Source organism: Pseudomonas sp. SJZ079 (genome assembly GCF_007993865.1).
Lineage (GTDB): Bacteria > Pseudomonadota > Gammaproteobacteria > Pseudomonadales > Pseudomonadaceae > Aquipseudomonas.
In genome coordinates this window covers 1-15,468 of sequence record NZ_VIUH01000015.1, presented here as the reverse complement: position 1 = coordinate 15,468, position 15,468 = coordinate 1, and the positions used below count along the sequence as shown (strand labels likewise).

At 59.7% G+C, this 15,468-nt stretch carries 17 protein-coding genes; 8 read left to right on the top strand and 9 right to left on the bottom strand.

All coding sequences use genetic code 11. The features are described from left to right. Positions 1 to 51 precede the first annotated feature (51 nt). The gene (crp, locus tag FBY03_RS14315; protein ID WP_147173045.1) at positions 52 to 696 is read right to left on the bottom strand and encodes a cAMP-activated global transcriptional regulator CRP; all 645 of its coding nucleotides are present in this window, start codon (positions 694 to 696) and stop codon (positions 52 to 54) included. A gap of 233 nt (positions 697 to 929) precedes the next feature. Here crp and FBY03_RS14310 point away from each other — a divergent pair, with 233 nt between their 5' ends. Beyond that, a complete protein-coding gene (locus tag FBY03_RS14310; RefSeq protein WP_147173044.1) occupies positions 930 to 1,352 on the top strand; it encodes an OsmC family protein in 423 nt (140 codons plus the stop codon). A 216-nt stretch (positions 1,353 to 1,568) separates the two neighbouring features. Continuing rightward, entirely contained in the window at positions 1,569 to 2,363 is a 795-nt protein-coding gene (gene speD, locus FBY03_RS14305; RefSeq protein ID WP_147173043.1) for an adenosylmethionine decarboxylase, read from the top strand. A gap of 82 nt (positions 2,364 to 2,445) precedes the next feature. Here speD and coq7 read toward each other — a convergent pair whose 3' ends face one another. Then, the gene (coq7, locus tag FBY03_RS14300; RefSeq protein WP_147173042.1) at positions 2,446 to 3,093 is read right to left on the bottom strand and encodes a 2-polyprenyl-3-methyl-6-methoxy-1,4-benzoquinone monooxygenase; all 648 of its coding nucleotides are present in this window, start codon (positions 3,091 to 3,093) and stop codon (positions 2,446 to 2,448) included. 153 nt (positions 3,094 to 3,246) lie between these two features. Next, positions 3,247 to 3,585, bottom strand: coding sequence for a histidine triad nucleotide-binding protein (locus tag FBY03_RS14295; protein WP_147173041.1), 339 nt, complete (start codon positions 3,583 to 3,585; stop codon positions 3,247 to 3,249). A gap of 88 nt (positions 3,586 to 3,673) precedes the next feature. Between FBY03_RS14295 and FBY03_RS14290 the strand changes: the two genes are divergently transcribed. Then, positions 3,674 to 5,158 carry an AAA family ATPase gene (locus FBY03_RS14290; protein WP_147173040.1) on the top strand — a complete coding sequence of 495 codons (1,485 nt, stop codon included), beginning with the start codon at positions 3,674 to 3,676 and terminating at the stop codon, positions 5,156 to 5,158. Positions 5,159 to 5,169: 11 nt separating this feature from the next. On the opposite strand, the gene FBY03_RS14285 is transcribed toward FBY03_RS14290, so the two are convergent. From FBY03_RS14285 to hemJ, 4 genes are all read right to left on the bottom strand, one after another. Then, the gene (locus FBY03_RS14285; protein ID WP_147173039.1) at positions 5,170 to 5,961 is read right to left on the bottom strand and encodes an SDR family oxidoreductase; all 792 of its coding nucleotides are present in this window, start codon (positions 5,959 to 5,961) and stop codon (positions 5,170 to 5,172) included. A gap of 90 nt (positions 5,962 to 6,051) precedes the next feature. After that, a complete protein-coding gene (locus FBY03_RS14280) occupies positions 6,052 to 7,041 on the bottom strand; it encodes a DUF805 domain-containing protein (protein WP_147173038.1) in 990 nt (329 codons plus the stop codon). 167 nt (positions 7,042 to 7,208) lie between these two features. After that, complete coding sequence (locus FBY03_RS14275) at positions 7,209 to 8,171, bottom strand: nitronate monooxygenase family protein (protein WP_147173037.1); 963 nt, start codon at positions 8,169 to 8,171, stop codon at positions 7,209 to 7,211. A gap of 32 nt (positions 8,172 to 8,203) precedes the next feature. After that, positions 8,204 to 8,632: a protoporphyrinogen oxidase HemJ gene (gene hemJ, locus FBY03_RS14270; RefSeq protein ID WP_147173036.1), complete on the bottom strand. Its 429-nt coding sequence runs from the start codon at positions 8,630 to 8,632 to the stop codon at positions 8,204 to 8,206. A gap of 134 nt (positions 8,633 to 8,766) precedes the next feature. On the opposite strand from hemJ, the gene argC reads away from it, so the two are divergent. The 4 genes from argC to erpA all read left to right on the top strand — a co-directional run bounded on the left by argC (position 8,767) and on the right by erpA (position 11,379). After that, complete coding sequence (argC, locus tag FBY03_RS14265; RefSeq protein WP_147173035.1) at positions 8,767 to 9,801, top strand: N-acetyl-gamma-glutamyl-phosphate reductase; 1,035 nt, start codon at positions 8,767 to 8,769, stop codon at positions 9,799 to 9,801. Further along, positions 9,801 to 10,532 (top strand): DUF6776 family protein, encoded by a 732-nt coding sequence (locus FBY03_RS14260; protein WP_256677934.1) that lies wholly within the window; start codon positions 9,801 to 9,803, stop codon positions 10,530 to 10,532. The genes argC and FBY03_RS14260 overlap by 1 nt, the downstream gene beginning before the upstream one ends. A 9-nt stretch (positions 10,533 to 10,541) precedes the next feature. Then, complete coding sequence (locus FBY03_RS14255) at positions 10,542 to 10,952, top strand: polymer-forming cytoskeletal protein (protein ID WP_147173034.1); 411 nt, start codon at positions 10,542 to 10,544, stop codon at positions 10,950 to 10,952. Positions 10,953 to 11,028: 76 nt separating this feature from the next. Further along, positions 11,029 to 11,379: an iron-sulfur cluster insertion protein ErpA gene (gene erpA / locus FBY03_RS14250; protein ID WP_025163181.1), complete on the top strand. Its 351-nt coding sequence runs from the start codon at positions 11,029 to 11,031 to the stop codon at positions 11,377 to 11,379. A 77-nt stretch (positions 11,380 to 11,456) separates the two neighbouring features. Here the strand turns inward: erpA and FBY03_RS14245 are convergent, their stop codons facing one another. Next, a complete protein-coding gene (locus tag FBY03_RS14245) occupies positions 11,457 to 12,548 on the bottom strand; it encodes an anhydro-N-acetylmuramic acid kinase (RefSeq protein WP_147173033.1) in 1,092 nt (363 codons plus the stop codon). Between the two features lie 5 nt (positions 12,549 to 12,553). After that, on the bottom strand, positions 12,554 to 13,993 hold the full coding sequence (locus tag FBY03_RS14240) for a peptidoglycan DD-metalloendopeptidase family protein (protein WP_147173138.1): 1,440 nt from the start codon (positions 13,991 to 13,993) through the stop codon (positions 12,554 to 12,556). A gap of 213 nt (positions 13,994 to 14,206) precedes the next feature. On the opposite strand from FBY03_RS14240, the gene tyrS reads away from it, so the two are divergent. Further along, positions 14,207 to 15,406 carry a tyrosine--tRNA ligase gene (gene tyrS, locus FBY03_RS14235; protein ID WP_147173032.1) on the top strand — a complete coding sequence of 400 codons (1,200 nt, stop codon included), beginning with the start codon at positions 14,207 to 14,209 and terminating at the stop codon, positions 15,404 to 15,406. Positions 15,407 to 15,468 lie beyond the last annotated feature (62 nt).

Below are 15,468 nucleotides of genomic sequence, written 5' to 3'. Positions count from 1 at the left end.
AAGTTGAATAAAAAACCGGCACATGCGCCGGTTTTTTTAGATCTGAAGAATTCAGCGGGTGCCGAACACCACCATGGTTTTGCCTTTGACGTAGACCAATTCCTGCTCTTCCAGGGTCTTCAATACGCGACCGACCATCTCTCGCGAGCAGCCGACGATGCGGCCGATTTCCTGGCGAGTGATCTTGATCTGCATGCCGTCCGGGTGGGTCATGGCGTCGGGTTGCTTGCACAGGTCGAGCAGGGTGCGCGCTACACGCCCAGTGACGTCGAGGAAAGCCAGGTCGCCGACCTTGCGCGTGGTGTTGCGCAGGCGCTCGGCCATCTGGCTACCCAGGGCATAGAGGATGTCCGGGTCTTGCTGGGTCAGCTCACGGAATTTGGCGTAACTGAGCTCAGCGACTTCGCATTCGGTTTTCGCCCGTACCCAGGCGCTGCGCTCTTTCTCCGCACCTTCTTTTTCGAACAGGCCCATCTCGCCGAAAAAGTCTCCGGGGTTGAGGTAGGCGATGATCATTTCACGACCATCGTCATCTTCGATCAGGATGGTGACCGAGCCTTTGACGATGAAGAACAGGGTTTCGCAACGATCGCCCGCATAGATGATGGTACTTTTCGCCGTATAGCGGCGGCGGTGACAGTGTGCGAGGAGTTTGTCGAGATTCTTGATTTTAGGTGTGAGGGTAATAGCGACCATGCCCGATTCCCGAATATAAAAGATGAGCCTTTGTCCGACAGGCAAGTTTTTTATTAGTTATCCGGCTAAGTGTGCCAGTAATCCGGCGCCAGCTTAACAGAGGGTCAGTGATGGGGGGCGATTTTGCGACCTGGATAACACCTTGCCAAGGAACTTTCAGGTTATCAGCTGTAGCCTGGCAACAAAAAGCGCTGTGGTAAGCTGCGTCCCTTTTTAACAGCGGAGGCTTGGTAATGAAAGCGCGCATTCAGTGGGCCGGCGAAGCCCTGTTTCTCGGCGAGTCGGGCAGCGGCCACGCGGTAGTGATGGATGGTCCGCCGGAGAGCGGTGGGCGTAACCTGGGTGTGCGCCCCATGGAAATGCTGCTGATCGGCCTTGGCGGTTGCAGCAACTTCGATGTGGTCAGCATCCTGAAAAAATCCCGACAGCCGGTAGAGAGCTGTGAAGCATTTCTGGAGGCCGAGCGCGCCAGTGAAGAGCCCAAGGTGTTTACCAAAATCCACCTGCACTTCGTGGTCAAGGGCCGTGGTTTGAAAGAGGCGCAGGTCAAGCGTGCGGTGGAGCTGTCGGCAGAGAAGTACTGCTCGGCTTCGATCATGCTCGGCCGCGCAGGGGTCGAGATCAGTCACGACTATGAAATCATCGAACTGGGCTGAAATCCTTTGAGCAGTTGCATTGGCCACACCCTGGCGGCCGGTGCGCGTCACCTGGATAGCCGCGCCTTTTTTCGGGGCGCTTTGCGCGCCATGCAAGCAATCAAAATCGCCAATGCGAAGAGGTGTTCATCGTCCTACGCAGGAGCGCACTGCGCATCTGACGGGCATGCTCGATCACGCGGTCAGGCCGCATCCATATAGAGAGTTTCAACGGTGATGAAAAGCAAACTCAGGCTCCACGGGTTCAACAACCTGACGAAGACCTTGAGCTTCAACATCTATGACATCTGCTACGCGGAAACCGCGGAAGACCAGCAGGCCTATGTGCAGTACATCGACGAAGAGTACGATGCCGAGCGCCTGACCCAGATTCTCACGGATGTTGTCGACATTATCGGCGCTAATATCCTCAACATCGCCCGGCAGGATTACGACCCGCAAGGCGCCAGCGTGACCATTTTGATTTCCGAGCAGCCGGTTGACCCGACGGAAAGTCAGATTGAGGAGTCGCCAGGCCCGTTGCCCGAGACCATTCTCGCCCATCTGGATAAGAGCCACATCACCGTGCACACCTATCCGGAGATTCATCCGGTGGATGGCATCGCTACCTTCCGTGTGGACATCGACGTGTCGACCTGCGGGGTGATTTCTCCGCTCAAGGCGTTGAACTACCTGATTCATCAGTTCGATTCGGACATCGTCACCGTCGATTATCGCGTGCGCGGATTCACCCGTGACGTGGAAGGCAAGAAGCACTTCATCGACCATGAGATCAATTCGATTCAGAACTACCTCTCCGACGATACCCAGGCGTCGTACCAGATGACCGACGTCAATGTGTATCAGGAGAACCTGTTCCACACCAAGATGTTGCTCAAGGACTTCGAACTGGACAGCTACCTGTTCGGCGATGCCACCAACAATCTGACCCCTGAGCAGCGCGCTCAGGTGGAAGAGCGCGTGCGCCACGAGATGCTGGAGATCTTTTACGCGCGCAATATGCCGCGTTGATCCAGACGCCAAGCAGTTGTGCTTGCTGAAGCTGACAATAAGAAGGGGCGCCTCAAGCGCCCCTTTTTGCTGTCCGCTGGATTTAGATGCGGTAGGTGCTTGTGGTCATGACCTTGGCGACCAGGCTCATGCCGAATTTAACCGGCAACGGGAAACGTAGGCCGCCGGCTTCCAGGGCGCTGGTGGCGTGCAGGGCCTCGTCTTCGCGCATCTGCTCGAGAATTGCCCGGGACTTTTCGTCGCTGGGCGGGATCTGCTGCAAGTGTTCGTCGAGGTGTTTGACCACCTGGTCTTCGGTGGCGGCGACGAAGCCCAGGCTGACCTTGTCGCTGATCAAGCCGGCGACCGCGCCCACGCCAAATGACAAGCCATAGAACAGTGGATTGAGCACGCTGGGGTGGCTGCCGAGCTGACGGATGCGCTGTTCGCACCAGGCCAGATGATCGACCTCCTCGTCGGCGGCGTGCTCCATGGCGCTGCGTACCGCGGGTAGCTTGGCGGTCAGCGCTTGTCCCTGGTACAGCGCCTGGGCGCATACCTCGCCCGTGTGGTTGATGCGCATCAGGCCGGCAACGTGCTGCGCTACCTGCTCATCCAGTTCGGCTTCAGGCTGCACAATGGCCGGCGAAGGGCGGCTGGGTTGGCCGCTGAAGGGCAGCAGGGTGCGCAGTGCCACATCGGCTTGCAGCAACAGGCGGTCGATGGGTGAGTAAAGGCGTTCGTTGGCCATGGAACCTCCGGCGTGAGCAACGCGGCCCAGTTTACTCCAATCGTCGAGCATAGGCTTGAGCCAGGTCTGAGGCGTTTTGCCTCGCTATCAGCCAAGCCTGTGGGGTATATCGTCCAGCTTCCGGGTGGCCGGCCAGTCCGGTAATGTTTTCGATTAACCCGGTGGCCAGGTCATCTGGCGCTGACCGAGTACATGCATATGAATGTGGTGGACGGTTTGCCCGCCTTGATCATTGCAATTCATCACCACGCGGAAGCCGGCCTCGCAGCCGAGCTCGTTGGCCAGGCGTTGCGCGGTGAAGAGCATGTGTCCGGTCAGGGCTTTGTCCTCTTCAGTGAGATCGTTCAGCGTGGGGATATGTTTTTTCGGGATGACCAGAAAGTGCACGGGCGCCTGCGGGCCAATATCGTGAAAGGCAAACACTTGGTCGTCTTCATAAAGCTTGCGCGCGGGTATTTCACCGGCGACGATTCTGCAGAACAGACAGTCCATGGACAGTCTCCCGGCCTGTTGAAAGAAATTCGAGTTTAACGGTGGGTGTTTGTCCCGGCCAGTGGTGACGCACGTACAAGGAGTTTGCGTGAAAAACGATATTCATGACCTGGGCCTGGTGCTCGACTCCAAGGTCAAGCTGGTCCTTGTCGAATCCTGGGACGAACCCCGGGTGCTGGAAACCCTTACCGGCTTGGCGGTCAAGCGCGGACTCGGCTTGCATACCTGGTCGGTGACCGAGGGTTTGCAGCGCCTCGGCTTTGGCGGAGAACCGCTGGGCGATGGTCAGACTCAGGAGCCGGAGGCCGCCCTACGGTTGATCAAGGCCGATCCGCTGGCGAATCTCTACGTCATGTGCGACCTGCATCCCTTTCTCGACGACAACCCCAGGCTGGTGCGCCTGCTCAAGGAGATTGCCATGTGCACCAGCCCGCACAAGCCGACGCTGGTGCTGGTGTCCTACGCCTGCAAGCTGCCGCCAGACGTGCAGCGTTATGCCGCGCGCTTCAGCTTGGCCTTGCCTTCTGAGGACGAGCTGCTGGCCATCGTTCGCGAGGAGGCCAGTCACTGGAGCGAGCGCAACCACAACGCCCGCGTGCGCACCGATAACCGCACCTTGCAGCAGGTGGTGAAGAACCTGCGCGGTCTGAGCCATGCCGAGGCGCGCACCTTGGCGCGCAACGTCATCTGCGATGACGGCGCCATTACTCAGGAAGACCTGCCCGAGCTGAACAAGACCAAGTTCCAGCTGCTCGACCTGGACGGGGTGTTGAGCTTCGAGTACGACACCGCACGTTTTGCCGAAGTCGGCGGGCTGAACAATTTGAAGCGCTGGCTGGCCGAGCGTCAGGCGGTTTTCCTCGACGCCAAGGGCGTCGACTTGCCCAAGGGCGTGCTGCTGGTCGGGGTGCAGGGCGGTGGCAAGAGTCTGGCGGCCAAGGCGGTGGCTGGGCTGTGGGGCTTGCCGTTGCTGCGCTTGGACTTCGCCTGCCTGTACAACAAGTTCTTCGGCGAGACCGAACGCAACCTGCGCGAGGCCTTGAAGTTGGCCGAGCAGATGGCGCCTTGCGTGCTGTGGATGGACGAAATCGAGAAGGGCCTGGCCAGTGGCGAGCACGACGGCGGGGTCAGTCAGCGTGTGCTGGGGACCCTGTTGACCTGGATGAGCGAGCGCAAAGCGCCGGTATTTATGGTGGCCACCGCCAACGTCATCGAACGCCTGCCGCCCGAGTTGGTGCGCAAGGGACGCTTCGATGAGCTGTTCTTCGTCGACCTGCCGGATGCTGAGGTGCGCCTGGATATCTTCCGTATCCACCTGGCCCGGCGCGAGCTGGAACCCGGCGATTTCGATATGAGCCTGTTGGTGGACGCCAGCGAGGGTTTTTCCGGAGCGGAGATCGAGCAGGTGGTGGTCAGTGCGCTGTACGCCGCTCAGGCGCAGCAGAAGGCTGTCGATCAGGCCTTGCTGCTGCAGAGCATCCAGAGCACGGCGCCGTTGTCAGTGGTCATGGCAGAAAATCTCAACGCCCTGCGCAGCTGGGCCGACGGCCGCACGGTGAATGCCAATGGCTAAGCCGCCAAGGGTCAATCCGCGCGGGTAAAGCGTCGATTGATCCTGGCTGCAGCTTTGCGTACCAGCCAGCGTGGGGCCCAGCGCGGCAGCATGGACATCAGCCGATTGCGCCAGCCGGGAATGATGATCGCGCGCTTCTTTTCCAGCGCTCTGACCGTGATGAGCGCCACTTCCTCGGCGCTCATCAGTAATTTGCTGCTTTCCAATGGTGCGCTATCAAGCTGCGCGTTGCGAAAGAAGGCGCTGCGTGTCGGTCCGGGGCACAGCACCGACACGCTGACGCCGTACTCCTTGAGCTCTTCACGCAGCCCCTCGGAGAAGTGCAATACATAGGCCTTGCTCGCGTAGTAGTTGCTCATCCAGGCGCCGGGCTGAAAGCCCGCTACCGAGGCGACATTGAGGATTTGCCCGTGGCCTTGACCCGCCATGATGGTGCCGATGCTATGACAGAGCCGGGCGAGGGCGAGGATGTTGACTTCGATCAGTTGCTGTTCGCGCTTCCAGTCCTGCGCGACAAAGGCGCCGGAGTTGCCCAGCCCGGCGTTGTTCACCAGCAAGTCGATGCTCAGTTCGCTTTGCTCCAGCTCATGCAGTAAGCCGGACAACTGCAGCGGCTCGCTCAGGTCGCAGACCCGAAACAGTACCTCTACGCCAAAGCGCTGGCTCAGCTCACAGGCGATGCTTTCCAGTGCATGGCGTTGGCGCGCCACCAGAATTACATTGCGCCCCTGGCGCGCCAGGGCTTCGGCCAGGGCCAGGCCTATACCGCTTGAGGCACCGGTGATCAGGGCATAACGGGGCATTGCGTTTCTCCGTGACGGGTCGGCTTCGACCGCGGCGGTGGCCGAGGGTTGCCTGGGCCTGCAAGTAAATGACTGCGGCCCAGTGACCGGTCAGTTGCTGGGTGTGCCCAACGCGCCGAGATCGAGGCCGCTCAAGGCCAAGCCGAGCATGGCAAAACCGCCGAGAAACAAGGTCAGGACGCCGCCGAGCAGCAACGCCAGGAACAACCCGGCCAGTACCTTGACCGCAGTGCTGTTGGCCGGTTGCGGTGGGCCGAAACGGTTGGCGCCAAGGGTGCCGGGAATCACTAGCATCAGCAACCAGAACACGCTGTTGATGATGGGCACAATGTTCAGCAGCAGCAGCCAGCCACTCCAGCCGATGTCATGCAGGCGTTGTGCGCCTATCTGCACGCTGACCACCAGCATGCCGATCACTACCGCGATGCCGAGCAAGCCGCCGAGTACCTCGGAGATGCTGGCGGCGATGGCCACTACGGCCATGACGCCGCTGGCGGCGAACATCAGCACCAGCGACCAGGCCAGGTAGCGTAAGCGACCGATCCGGCCATCGGTGGAGAACACCTTGAGATCGCCGATTTCCGCCACGGCCTCGCCGACGGCGGCCTGTGGCGGCGCATAGGGGGTATTGGAGCTGACGTTGTTCGAGGCAACTCTCGGCGCGCTCTCGGCCAGCAAGGCTTGGCGAGCCAGGTATTTCTCGATGATGATCCCGCATGCCGAGCATTCTGCTGTTTTAGCTTGCTGTTTCCCGCACTTGGGGCAGGTCATCTCAGCGCCACTGACCGTGTCGGCTGCTACGACGGGGTTGTGCTCTTCGGTTTCCACCAGGGTTAGGCTGGCTGCCAGGTCCGGCTCCTTGCGCGCGTTGGCGCCAGCGCGTTGCAAGGCCGCCAGATACTGGTCGGCCTCGCTTTCACCCAGGTCGCGTTTGAGGGCGAAGGTGCTGCCGCTGAACAGGCTATTGATTCGCGTGCGGTCACTCTTGAACAGTCGGGCAAGGTTGTCTTTGGCGGTATCGAGGGCCACTTCGGGCATCAGTTCACCATTGAAGACAATCTTGAAACGGGCTTGGGTCATGCGGGCTTCCTTGTCGGCGCCATGGAGGAATAATCAAGATAGCTTAGCGGGCACGGCGCTTGCCAAACAAACTGCTCGGGGGACAGATTTACTGGCTGCGTGGCGGCAGGCTGGGCGTTGGCGCCGTCGAGCAGCCTCCCGGGTCTGGGCTGAACAGGCTGCGAGTTTCAGCGTAGCCAGCAGTTTTTCAGGTGCTGGGCCTGGCTGTGTGCCGCGCGATATTCGCGATCCAGGCGCGCGACCAGCGCCTCGACCGTTGGCAGGTCGCCGATTGCGCCGACGCCCTGGCCGGCCGACCACACGGTTTTCCAGGCTTTTGCCTCGTCGCTGATCGGCTTGAGCTTCTCGCCGTAATTGACCTCGGCCTTGTTTTGCAGCTGCTTCAGGTCATAGCCGGCGAGCTCCAGGCTGCGGCGCATGAAGCTGGCCGGTACGCCGGAGACTGCCGGGGTGTGAATGATATCGGCGGCTTTGGCATCGACGATCATCTGTTTGTAAGCCGTAGTGGCATTGTTTTCCTGCGTGGCGATAAAGCGTGTGCCGAGGTAAGCCAGGTCGGCGCCGAGCAACTGCGCGGCAAGAATCTCATGGCCACGGTTGAGGCAGCCGGCGAGCAGCAGGGTTTTGTCGAAAAACTGGCGGATTTCGGCGATCAGCGCGAATGGACTCCAGGTGCCGGCATGCCCGCCGGCACCTGCGGCCACGGCGATCAACCCATCGACGCCGGTTTCCGCCGCTTTCTCCGCATGGCGGCGGGTGGTCACGTCATGGAACACCAGGCCGCCGTAGCTATGCACCGCATCGACCACTTCCTTCACCGCGCCGAGACTGGTGATGACGATGGGCACACGGTGTTCTACGCAGATCGCTAGATCCGCCTGCAGGCGTGGGTTACTGCCATGCACGATCAGGTTAACGGCGTAGGGCGCCGCCTCGGGACTAAGTCCAGCTTCGATCTCGTCCAGCCAAGCGTTAAAGCCGCTGCTGTCGCGCTGGTTCAGCGCCGGAAAGCTGCCGACGATGCCACTTTGGCAACAGGCCAATACCAGCTGCGGGTTGGATACCAGGAACATCGGGGCAGCAACCACTGGCAGACGCAAACGTTGTTCGAACAGGGCGGGCAGGGACATGGCGACACCTTCGGCTGAGGAGTGTGGCAGGGTCAGAACGGACGAACGATCACCAGGACGACAATGGCGATCAGGGCGAGCACCGGAGCTTCATTGAACCAGCGGTAGAACACGTGACTGCGTTGGTTTTCGCCACGGGCGAAGCGCTTGAGCTGGGCGCCGCAGACATGGTGGTAGCCGATCAGTAGGAGCACCAGGATGAGTTTGGCGTGCATCCAGCCCTGGCTGAGATAAAGGCTTGGGTTGAGGCTGAGCAGCCAGATGCCGAAAACCAGGGTGGCGAGCATCGACGGCAACATGATGCCGCGATACAGCTTGCGCTCCATCACGCAGAAACGCTGACGGCTGGTCTCGTCGTCACTCATCGCGTGATAGACGAACAGGCGTGGCAGATAGAACAGCCCGGCGAACCAACAGACCATGGCGATGATGTGCAGGGCTTTGAGCCACAGGTAGAGCATTATTCGATTTCCACGCGATTAAAGTGCCTCGATAGTAGTGGGCGATGCCGCATACGTCATCACTGGCGGTTGGCCCCTGGCCGCAGCGGCTTTATCATCGACAGCTTTCCAATGGCTTTTTCAAGGGGCAAGTGATGATCAAGGTCGGGATCGTTGGCGGCACGGGTTACACCGGTGTCGAGCTGCTGCGCCTGTTGGCGCAGCATCCGCAGGCGCACGTCGAGGTCATCACTTCACGCTCCGAAGCGGGCCTGCGCGTCGATGAGATGTATCCGAACCTGCGCGGGCATTACGCCGACCTAGCGTTCAGCGTGCCGGATGTGGCGACCCTGGGCGCCTGCGATGTGGTGTTCTTCGCCACCCCGCACGGGGTGGCCCACGCTTTGGCCGGTGAGCTGTTGGCGGCCGGTACCAAGGTCATCGATCTGTCCGCCGACTTCCGTCTGCAAGACGCCGAAGAGTGGGCGAAATGGTATGGCCAGCCGCACGGCGCCCCGGATCTGCTGCCTGAGGCGGTCTATGGTCTGCCCGAGGTCAATCGCGAGGCGATCAAGACTGCGCGGCTGATCGCGGTGCCGGGATGTTACCCCACAGCGGCGCAACTGGGCCTGATCCCGCTGCTGGAAGCCGGCCTGGCCGATACCGCGCAATTGATCGCCGACTGCAAGTCCGGGGTCAGCGGCGCCGGACGTGGTGCCAGCGTAGGGTCACTGTTCAGCGAGGCTGGCGAAAGCATGAAGGCCTATGGGGTCAAGGGCCACCGTCATCTGCCGGAGATTCGTCAGGGCTTGCGGCGGGCTGCCGGTGCGGAGGTAGGTCTGACCTTCGTGCCACATCTGACGCCGATGATTCGTGGTATTCACGCCACCCTGTATGCGACCGTGACGGACAGAACGGTCGACCTGCAGGCGTTGTTCGAGCAGCGTTATGCTCGGGAGCCTTTTGTCGATGTGATGCCGGCCGGCAGTCACCCCGAGACCCGCAGCGTGCGCGGTGCCAACGTCTGTCGTATTGCCGTGCACCGCCCGCAAGGTGGCGACCTGGTCGTCGTGTTGTCGGTGATCGACAATCTGGTTAAGGGGGCCTCGGGGCAGGCGCTGCAGAACATGAATATCCTCTTCGGTCTCGACGAACGTCTCGGCTTGGCGCATGCGGCCATGTTGCCCTGATGGCCGGCTGGGAAGTCCGGCCGAGTGACCCGCGTGGCGCCAAGCGCATGCGTTTGGCGCTACTGCTGTTGAGCCTGGCGCTTCCTGTTGCGTTCTATGCCGGAGGCTGGTGGCAGGCGCGCACTATGCAAGTGGTTGTGGCGGAGCGGCAATCGCTGCAGGCGCGCCTGACTGAGCAAGAGCAGGAGCTGGAAGAATTGCGCCAGCGTCTGGCGGTCGTTTCCAGCGGCGAAAAAGTCGCGCAGCAAGCTAACGAGCAGAGTCGCCTGACCATCAAGCTGCTCGAGGAGCAGATATTCAAGCAACAACAGGACTTGGCTTTCTACAAAGGGGTGTTGGCGCCGGCGAGCCGACGAAAGGGGCTGAGGATTCGTGCCTTTGAGTTGCAGGCCACGGACACACCGCAGCTATTTCGCTACAAACTGCTGCTCAGCCGGGTGGGCAAGGACGAGAAGCCCCTGGAGGGAAAACTGCAGGTGACTGTGGAAGGGGTGCAGGGCGACACGCCGGTCAGTCTGGAGTTGGCGGCCTTGACCCAAGGGCTGCCTGATCAGCTGGATGATCAGGTGATTTCCTTCGCGTTCAAGCATTTCCAGTCCATTCCCGAAGCTGGACGCTTCGCCGAGCTGAAGTTACCTGACGGTTTTATACCGCGTCAGGTCAAGGTGCGCGCCGAAATCAAAGGTGAGAAACCGCTGGAGCGTACATTCAAATGGATCGACGAAGAGTGACAGTTGTATATGTGGAATAAAGACAAAAGCAGAACCGATCTACAGCGTTTTACCGGTAAGACCAGCCTGATTGCCGCAGGGGCTGAGCTGAGTGGTGATTTACAGTTCCAGGGGGCGGTGCAGGTCGATGGTCGCGTGACTGGTAATTTGCTGGCCACTGACGGCATGGCGCGAATCAGTGTCGAAGGGTTGGTCGAGGGCGAAGTCCGCGCGCCTCGTATCGTGATCGACGGCGAGGTGATCGGCGATGTGCATGCCAGCGAGCACCTGGAGTTGGGCGCCCGTGCGCGAGTGCGCGGCGACCTCTATTACGGGTTGATGGAGATGGCCATGGGCGCGCAGATCGAAGGGCGCTTGTGTCATCTGAAAGATCACGCGCGCCCGTTGGAACTGCCAGAACGACTGGACGACGCACAATAGTTGACCGCTTTTGTAGGGTAAGCGGATAATGCAGGGCCCAACGCAGTATGGCGCTTAGCGCCGGGAGATAGTCAGCATGAGCGTCGAAACCTTCACCCCTACAGCTTTGCAATTCACGCAGGGCGCCGCGAGCAAGGTGAAGAGCCTGGTCGATGAAGAAGGCAACCCACGCCTGAAGTTACGTGTATTCGTGACCGGTGGCGGTTGTTCGGGCTTCCAGTATGGCTTTACTTTCGATGAAGACGTCGCCGATGACGACACTATCGTCGAGCGCGAGGGGGTGAGCCTGGTGGTTGACCCCATGAGCTTCCAGTATCTGGCGGGTGCCGAGGTAGATTATCAGGAAGGTCTGGAAGGCTCGCGTTTTGTGATCAAGAATCCGAATGCCACCACGACCTGTGGCTGCGGTTCGTCCTTTTCGATCTGATCGTAAGCAGAGACTCGACGCTCACGCCGCGCCTTGTGCGCGGCGTTGTCGTTTCAGGGGGTTGTAAAAGGCAGTGCTCAGGCGGGATAGATCGCCCCCAGTACCCTTAGTCCTCGGGCGCCCGTGACGCTGGGGCGGTTAGCTGGAATAGCTTCCAGGCAGCAGTGTGCCAGCCAGGCGAAGGCCATGGCTTCCACCCAGTCCGCTGGTACGCCATGAGCCGCCGTGCTGTTGACCGCGCAGCCAGGCAGCAGATCACTCAGGCGTGCCATTAACGCGCGGTTGTTCGCGCCGCCACCGCAGACCAGCAGTTCTTCGGTCTGGGCCTGGGCGCTTTGCAGCGCGGCAACAATGCTCGATGCAGTCAACTCTAGCAGCGTCGCTTGAGTATCCGCGTCTGGGTACTCGGGCAGGCGGCTTAGATGCCGTTCAAGCCAGGTGAGGTTGAACAGTTCGCGGCCGGTACTCTTGGGGCCCTGGGTCTGGAAGTAGGGGTCGCTCTGCAGGGCTTGCAGCAAGTGCGGTTGCACCTGCCCGCTGGCGGCCCAGGCGCCGTCACGGTCGAAGCTTTCACCGCGCTGGCGTTGAATCCAGGCATCCAGTAGGACATTGCCCGGGCCGCAATCGAAGCCATGTACGGCCTGGCCGGGCGTTAGCAGGCTAAGGTTGCTGAACCCGCCAATATTCAGCACGGCTCGGCGGCTACGTTGGTCATCGAACAAGGCTTCATGAAAGGCCGGCACCAAGGGAGCACCTTGTCCGCCGGCGGCGATGTCGCGGCGGCGAAAGTCACTTATCACGCAGATCCCGGTGAGTTCGGCAAGAAGGGCAGGATTACCGATCTGGATGGTGAAACCGCGCGCGGGCTCATGGCGTACTGTTTGACCGTGGCTGCCTATCGCGCGAATCGCCTCAGGCTTGAGCCGATTCTGCTCCAGCAGTTCGTTGATGCCATACGCTGCCAGTTGCACCCAACGCTGTTCGGCCATGGCGGCCCTTGCCAATTCATCCGGGCCTGGCGAGCACAACGCCAGCAGTTCGTTGCGCAACTCGGCCGGCATGGGTAGGTAGCGAGTGGCGATGAGGGTGGTCTTGTCGGTCTGTTCGATCAGGGCGATGTCCAGACCGTCCAGACTGGTGCCAGACATCACCCCCAGGTAATACGGCACCGCAATCAGCGCTTGTTGAGGGCGAGCAGGGTGGATCTTTCCTGATCCATCTTCGCCATCAGCGGTTTGCTCAATTGCATGAAGCGAGCCTTCTCGCTACTGGCGATCGGGTCGGACATGGGCAGTTTCTGGCTCAGCGGGTCGACATGAACGCCATTGACCTGGAATTCATAATGCAGATGCGGACCCGTGGAAAGGCCGGTGGTGCCGATGTAACCGATGATTTGTCCTTGCTTCACGCTACCGCCGGTGCGTATGCCTTTGGCGAAACCCTGCATGTGTGCATAGAGCGTGCGATAGCGACTGCCGTGTTGCAGGACAACGGCATTGCCGTAACCGCCTTTGCGTCCGGCGAGGACAATCTTGCCATCACCAGCAGCCTTGATTGGTGTTCCGCGCGGCGCGGCGTAATCGACGCCTTTGTGTGCGCGAATCTTATTGAGGATCGGGTGGCGGCGGCCGTTGGAAAAGCGCGAGCTGATGCGGGCGAAGTCAACGGGGGTGCGGATGAAGGCTTTACGCATGCTCTCGCCGTTGGCGTTGTAGTAGCTGGTGGAGCCTTGTTTGTTGGTGTAACGCACGGCGGTAAAGGTTTTGCCGCGGTTGGTAAAGCGTGCTGAGAGAATGTTGCCGGTGTCGACGCGCTTGCCGTTAACTACTTTTTCTTCGTAGACCAGTTCGAACTCATCGCCTCTGCGAATATCCATGGCGAAGTCGATGTCGTAGCCGAAGACGTTGGCCAGTTCCATGGTCAAGCCATGTGACAGGCCCGCGCGCTTGGCGGAGAGAAACAGCGAACTGTTGATCATGCCGTGAGCATAGGCAGTCCTGACGTCTGGCTTGACCAGTTCGCGCTTGAACGCGAAGCCTTTTTCAGTCTTGGCCAGGCTGATGCTCTCTAGATCGTTCAGTTTGCTGTGCAGGCTTTCGAGTTGGCCGTCCGCGCTCAGCTGAAATTCCAGTTCCTGGCCAACCTTAAGACGGCTGAATTGCTTGGCCTCTTTGCTGCTGCTCAGCGCGTCATGCAAGGCATTGGCGGACAGGCCGACTTTGGCAAATACCGTGGACAGGGTATCGCCATTCGCAACGCTAACGATCTTGTGGCTGGGGTCGGCAGGGGTGTCGCTAGGGCTGGGTGCTGTGTCCGTATCCTTTATAGCTGCATTTTGCTCAGCGGGACTCTGACTCTCTAGCGTGCTTTCGATCTTGGCGAAGGGTGAGGCGGCTTTACCCTCTAGGTCAGAGTCGAGTGGCGGGGCATCATTTTCCGGCACCACAAGTGCGGGGCTGCTGTCGAGTTCCAGGGCAAGGTAGGTCCGCTTGGCTTCGACTTCGCGGGATGGGAACACGAGTAAGGACAAACTGAGCAGTGCAGCTACGCCGCTGGCAGCCAAGATATGGCTTTTCGGGTATAGAGGCGGCGCTTTGGTCGTTTTAGGGGTCATAGGCTGCTTTTGACTTTGAAAAGATGGATAGAAGAGATGAAGAAAATGATGAATATGCAATAACTGTATAAAATATAACCAAATCGTCTACGAGGCAACCCTGAGCGTAGTTGTGCGGTGATGGAGTGGGTGGGCGCTGGGCAAAACTTGTTATTTGTCTGCGATATTGTATGGTTGGTTCCCTTTGATTTTTGAGTAGTCGTGAGCCCTGTTATGAAGTCGGTTGAAGAGCAGCTGGCGCTGATCAAGCGCGGTGCAGAAGAGGTTCTGGTTGAATCCGAGCTGGTTGAAAAGCTCAAGCGCGGTCAACCGCTACGAATTAAAGCGGGCTTCGATCCGACAGCCCCTGATCTCCACCTTGGGCATACCGTGCTGATCAATAAGCTGCGCCAATTCCAGGAGTTGGGGCATCAGGTGATTTTCCTGATTGGCGACTTCACGGGCATGATCGGTGATCCGAGCGGCAAGAGCGCAACTCGGCCGCCGCTGACGCGCGAGCAAGTGCTGGCGAATGCCGAGACGTATAAGAACCAAGTGTTCAAGATTCTCGATCCGGCGAAAACCGAGGTGGCGTTCAACGCTACCTGGATGGATCAGCTGACCCCTGCTGATTTCATCCGGCTGGCTTCGCAGTACACCGTCGCGCGCATGCTGGAACGTGATGATTTCAGTAAGCGCTACACGACCAATCAGCCGATCGCCATCCATGAGTTCCTCTACCCGCTCGTGCAGGGTTATGACTCGGTGGCGCTGCGTGCTGATGTGGAGCTGGGTGGGACCGATCAGAAGTTCAACCTGCTGATGGGGCGCGAGCTGCAGCGGGCTTACGGTCAGGAGTCGCAGTGCATCGTCACCATGCCGCTGCTTGAAGGCCTCGACGGGGTCAAAAAAATGTCCAAGTCCTTGGGTAACTACGTCGGTATTCAAGAGGCGCCGGGCGTCATGTACGGCAAGTTAGTGTCGATTCCCGACGCTTTGATGTGGCGTTATTTCGAGCTGCTGAGTTTTCGTTCAATGGGTGAAATCAATCAGTTCAGGTTGGATGTTGAGCAGGGGGCAAACCCGCGAGACATCAAGATCAAATTAGCGGAGGAGCTGGTCGCGCGCTTTCATGGCGAGGAAGCCGCCGCGGGCGCCCATCGCTCTGCCGGTAACCGCATGAAAGACGGCGAGCTGCCCGATGACCTGCCTGAGATCGAATTGCTAGCTGCTGAAGACATGCCTATCTCTGCCCTGCTGAACAAGGCAGGCCTAGTGAAGAATGCGGCGATGGCTAGGGACCTGCTTGGGGCTGGAAGTGTGCGGGTGGATGGTGAGGTGGTGGATCGTAGCTATATATATAAGGTGGGCAGCGTGCATGTGTGCCAGGCAGGCAAGAAGGCCTTTGCGCGTATTTCGCTAAAAGCCGAATAGGCTGCGAAATAACAGTTGACGTCAAATCTGCTGGGCCTATAATGCGCACCACTTCCGGCGCA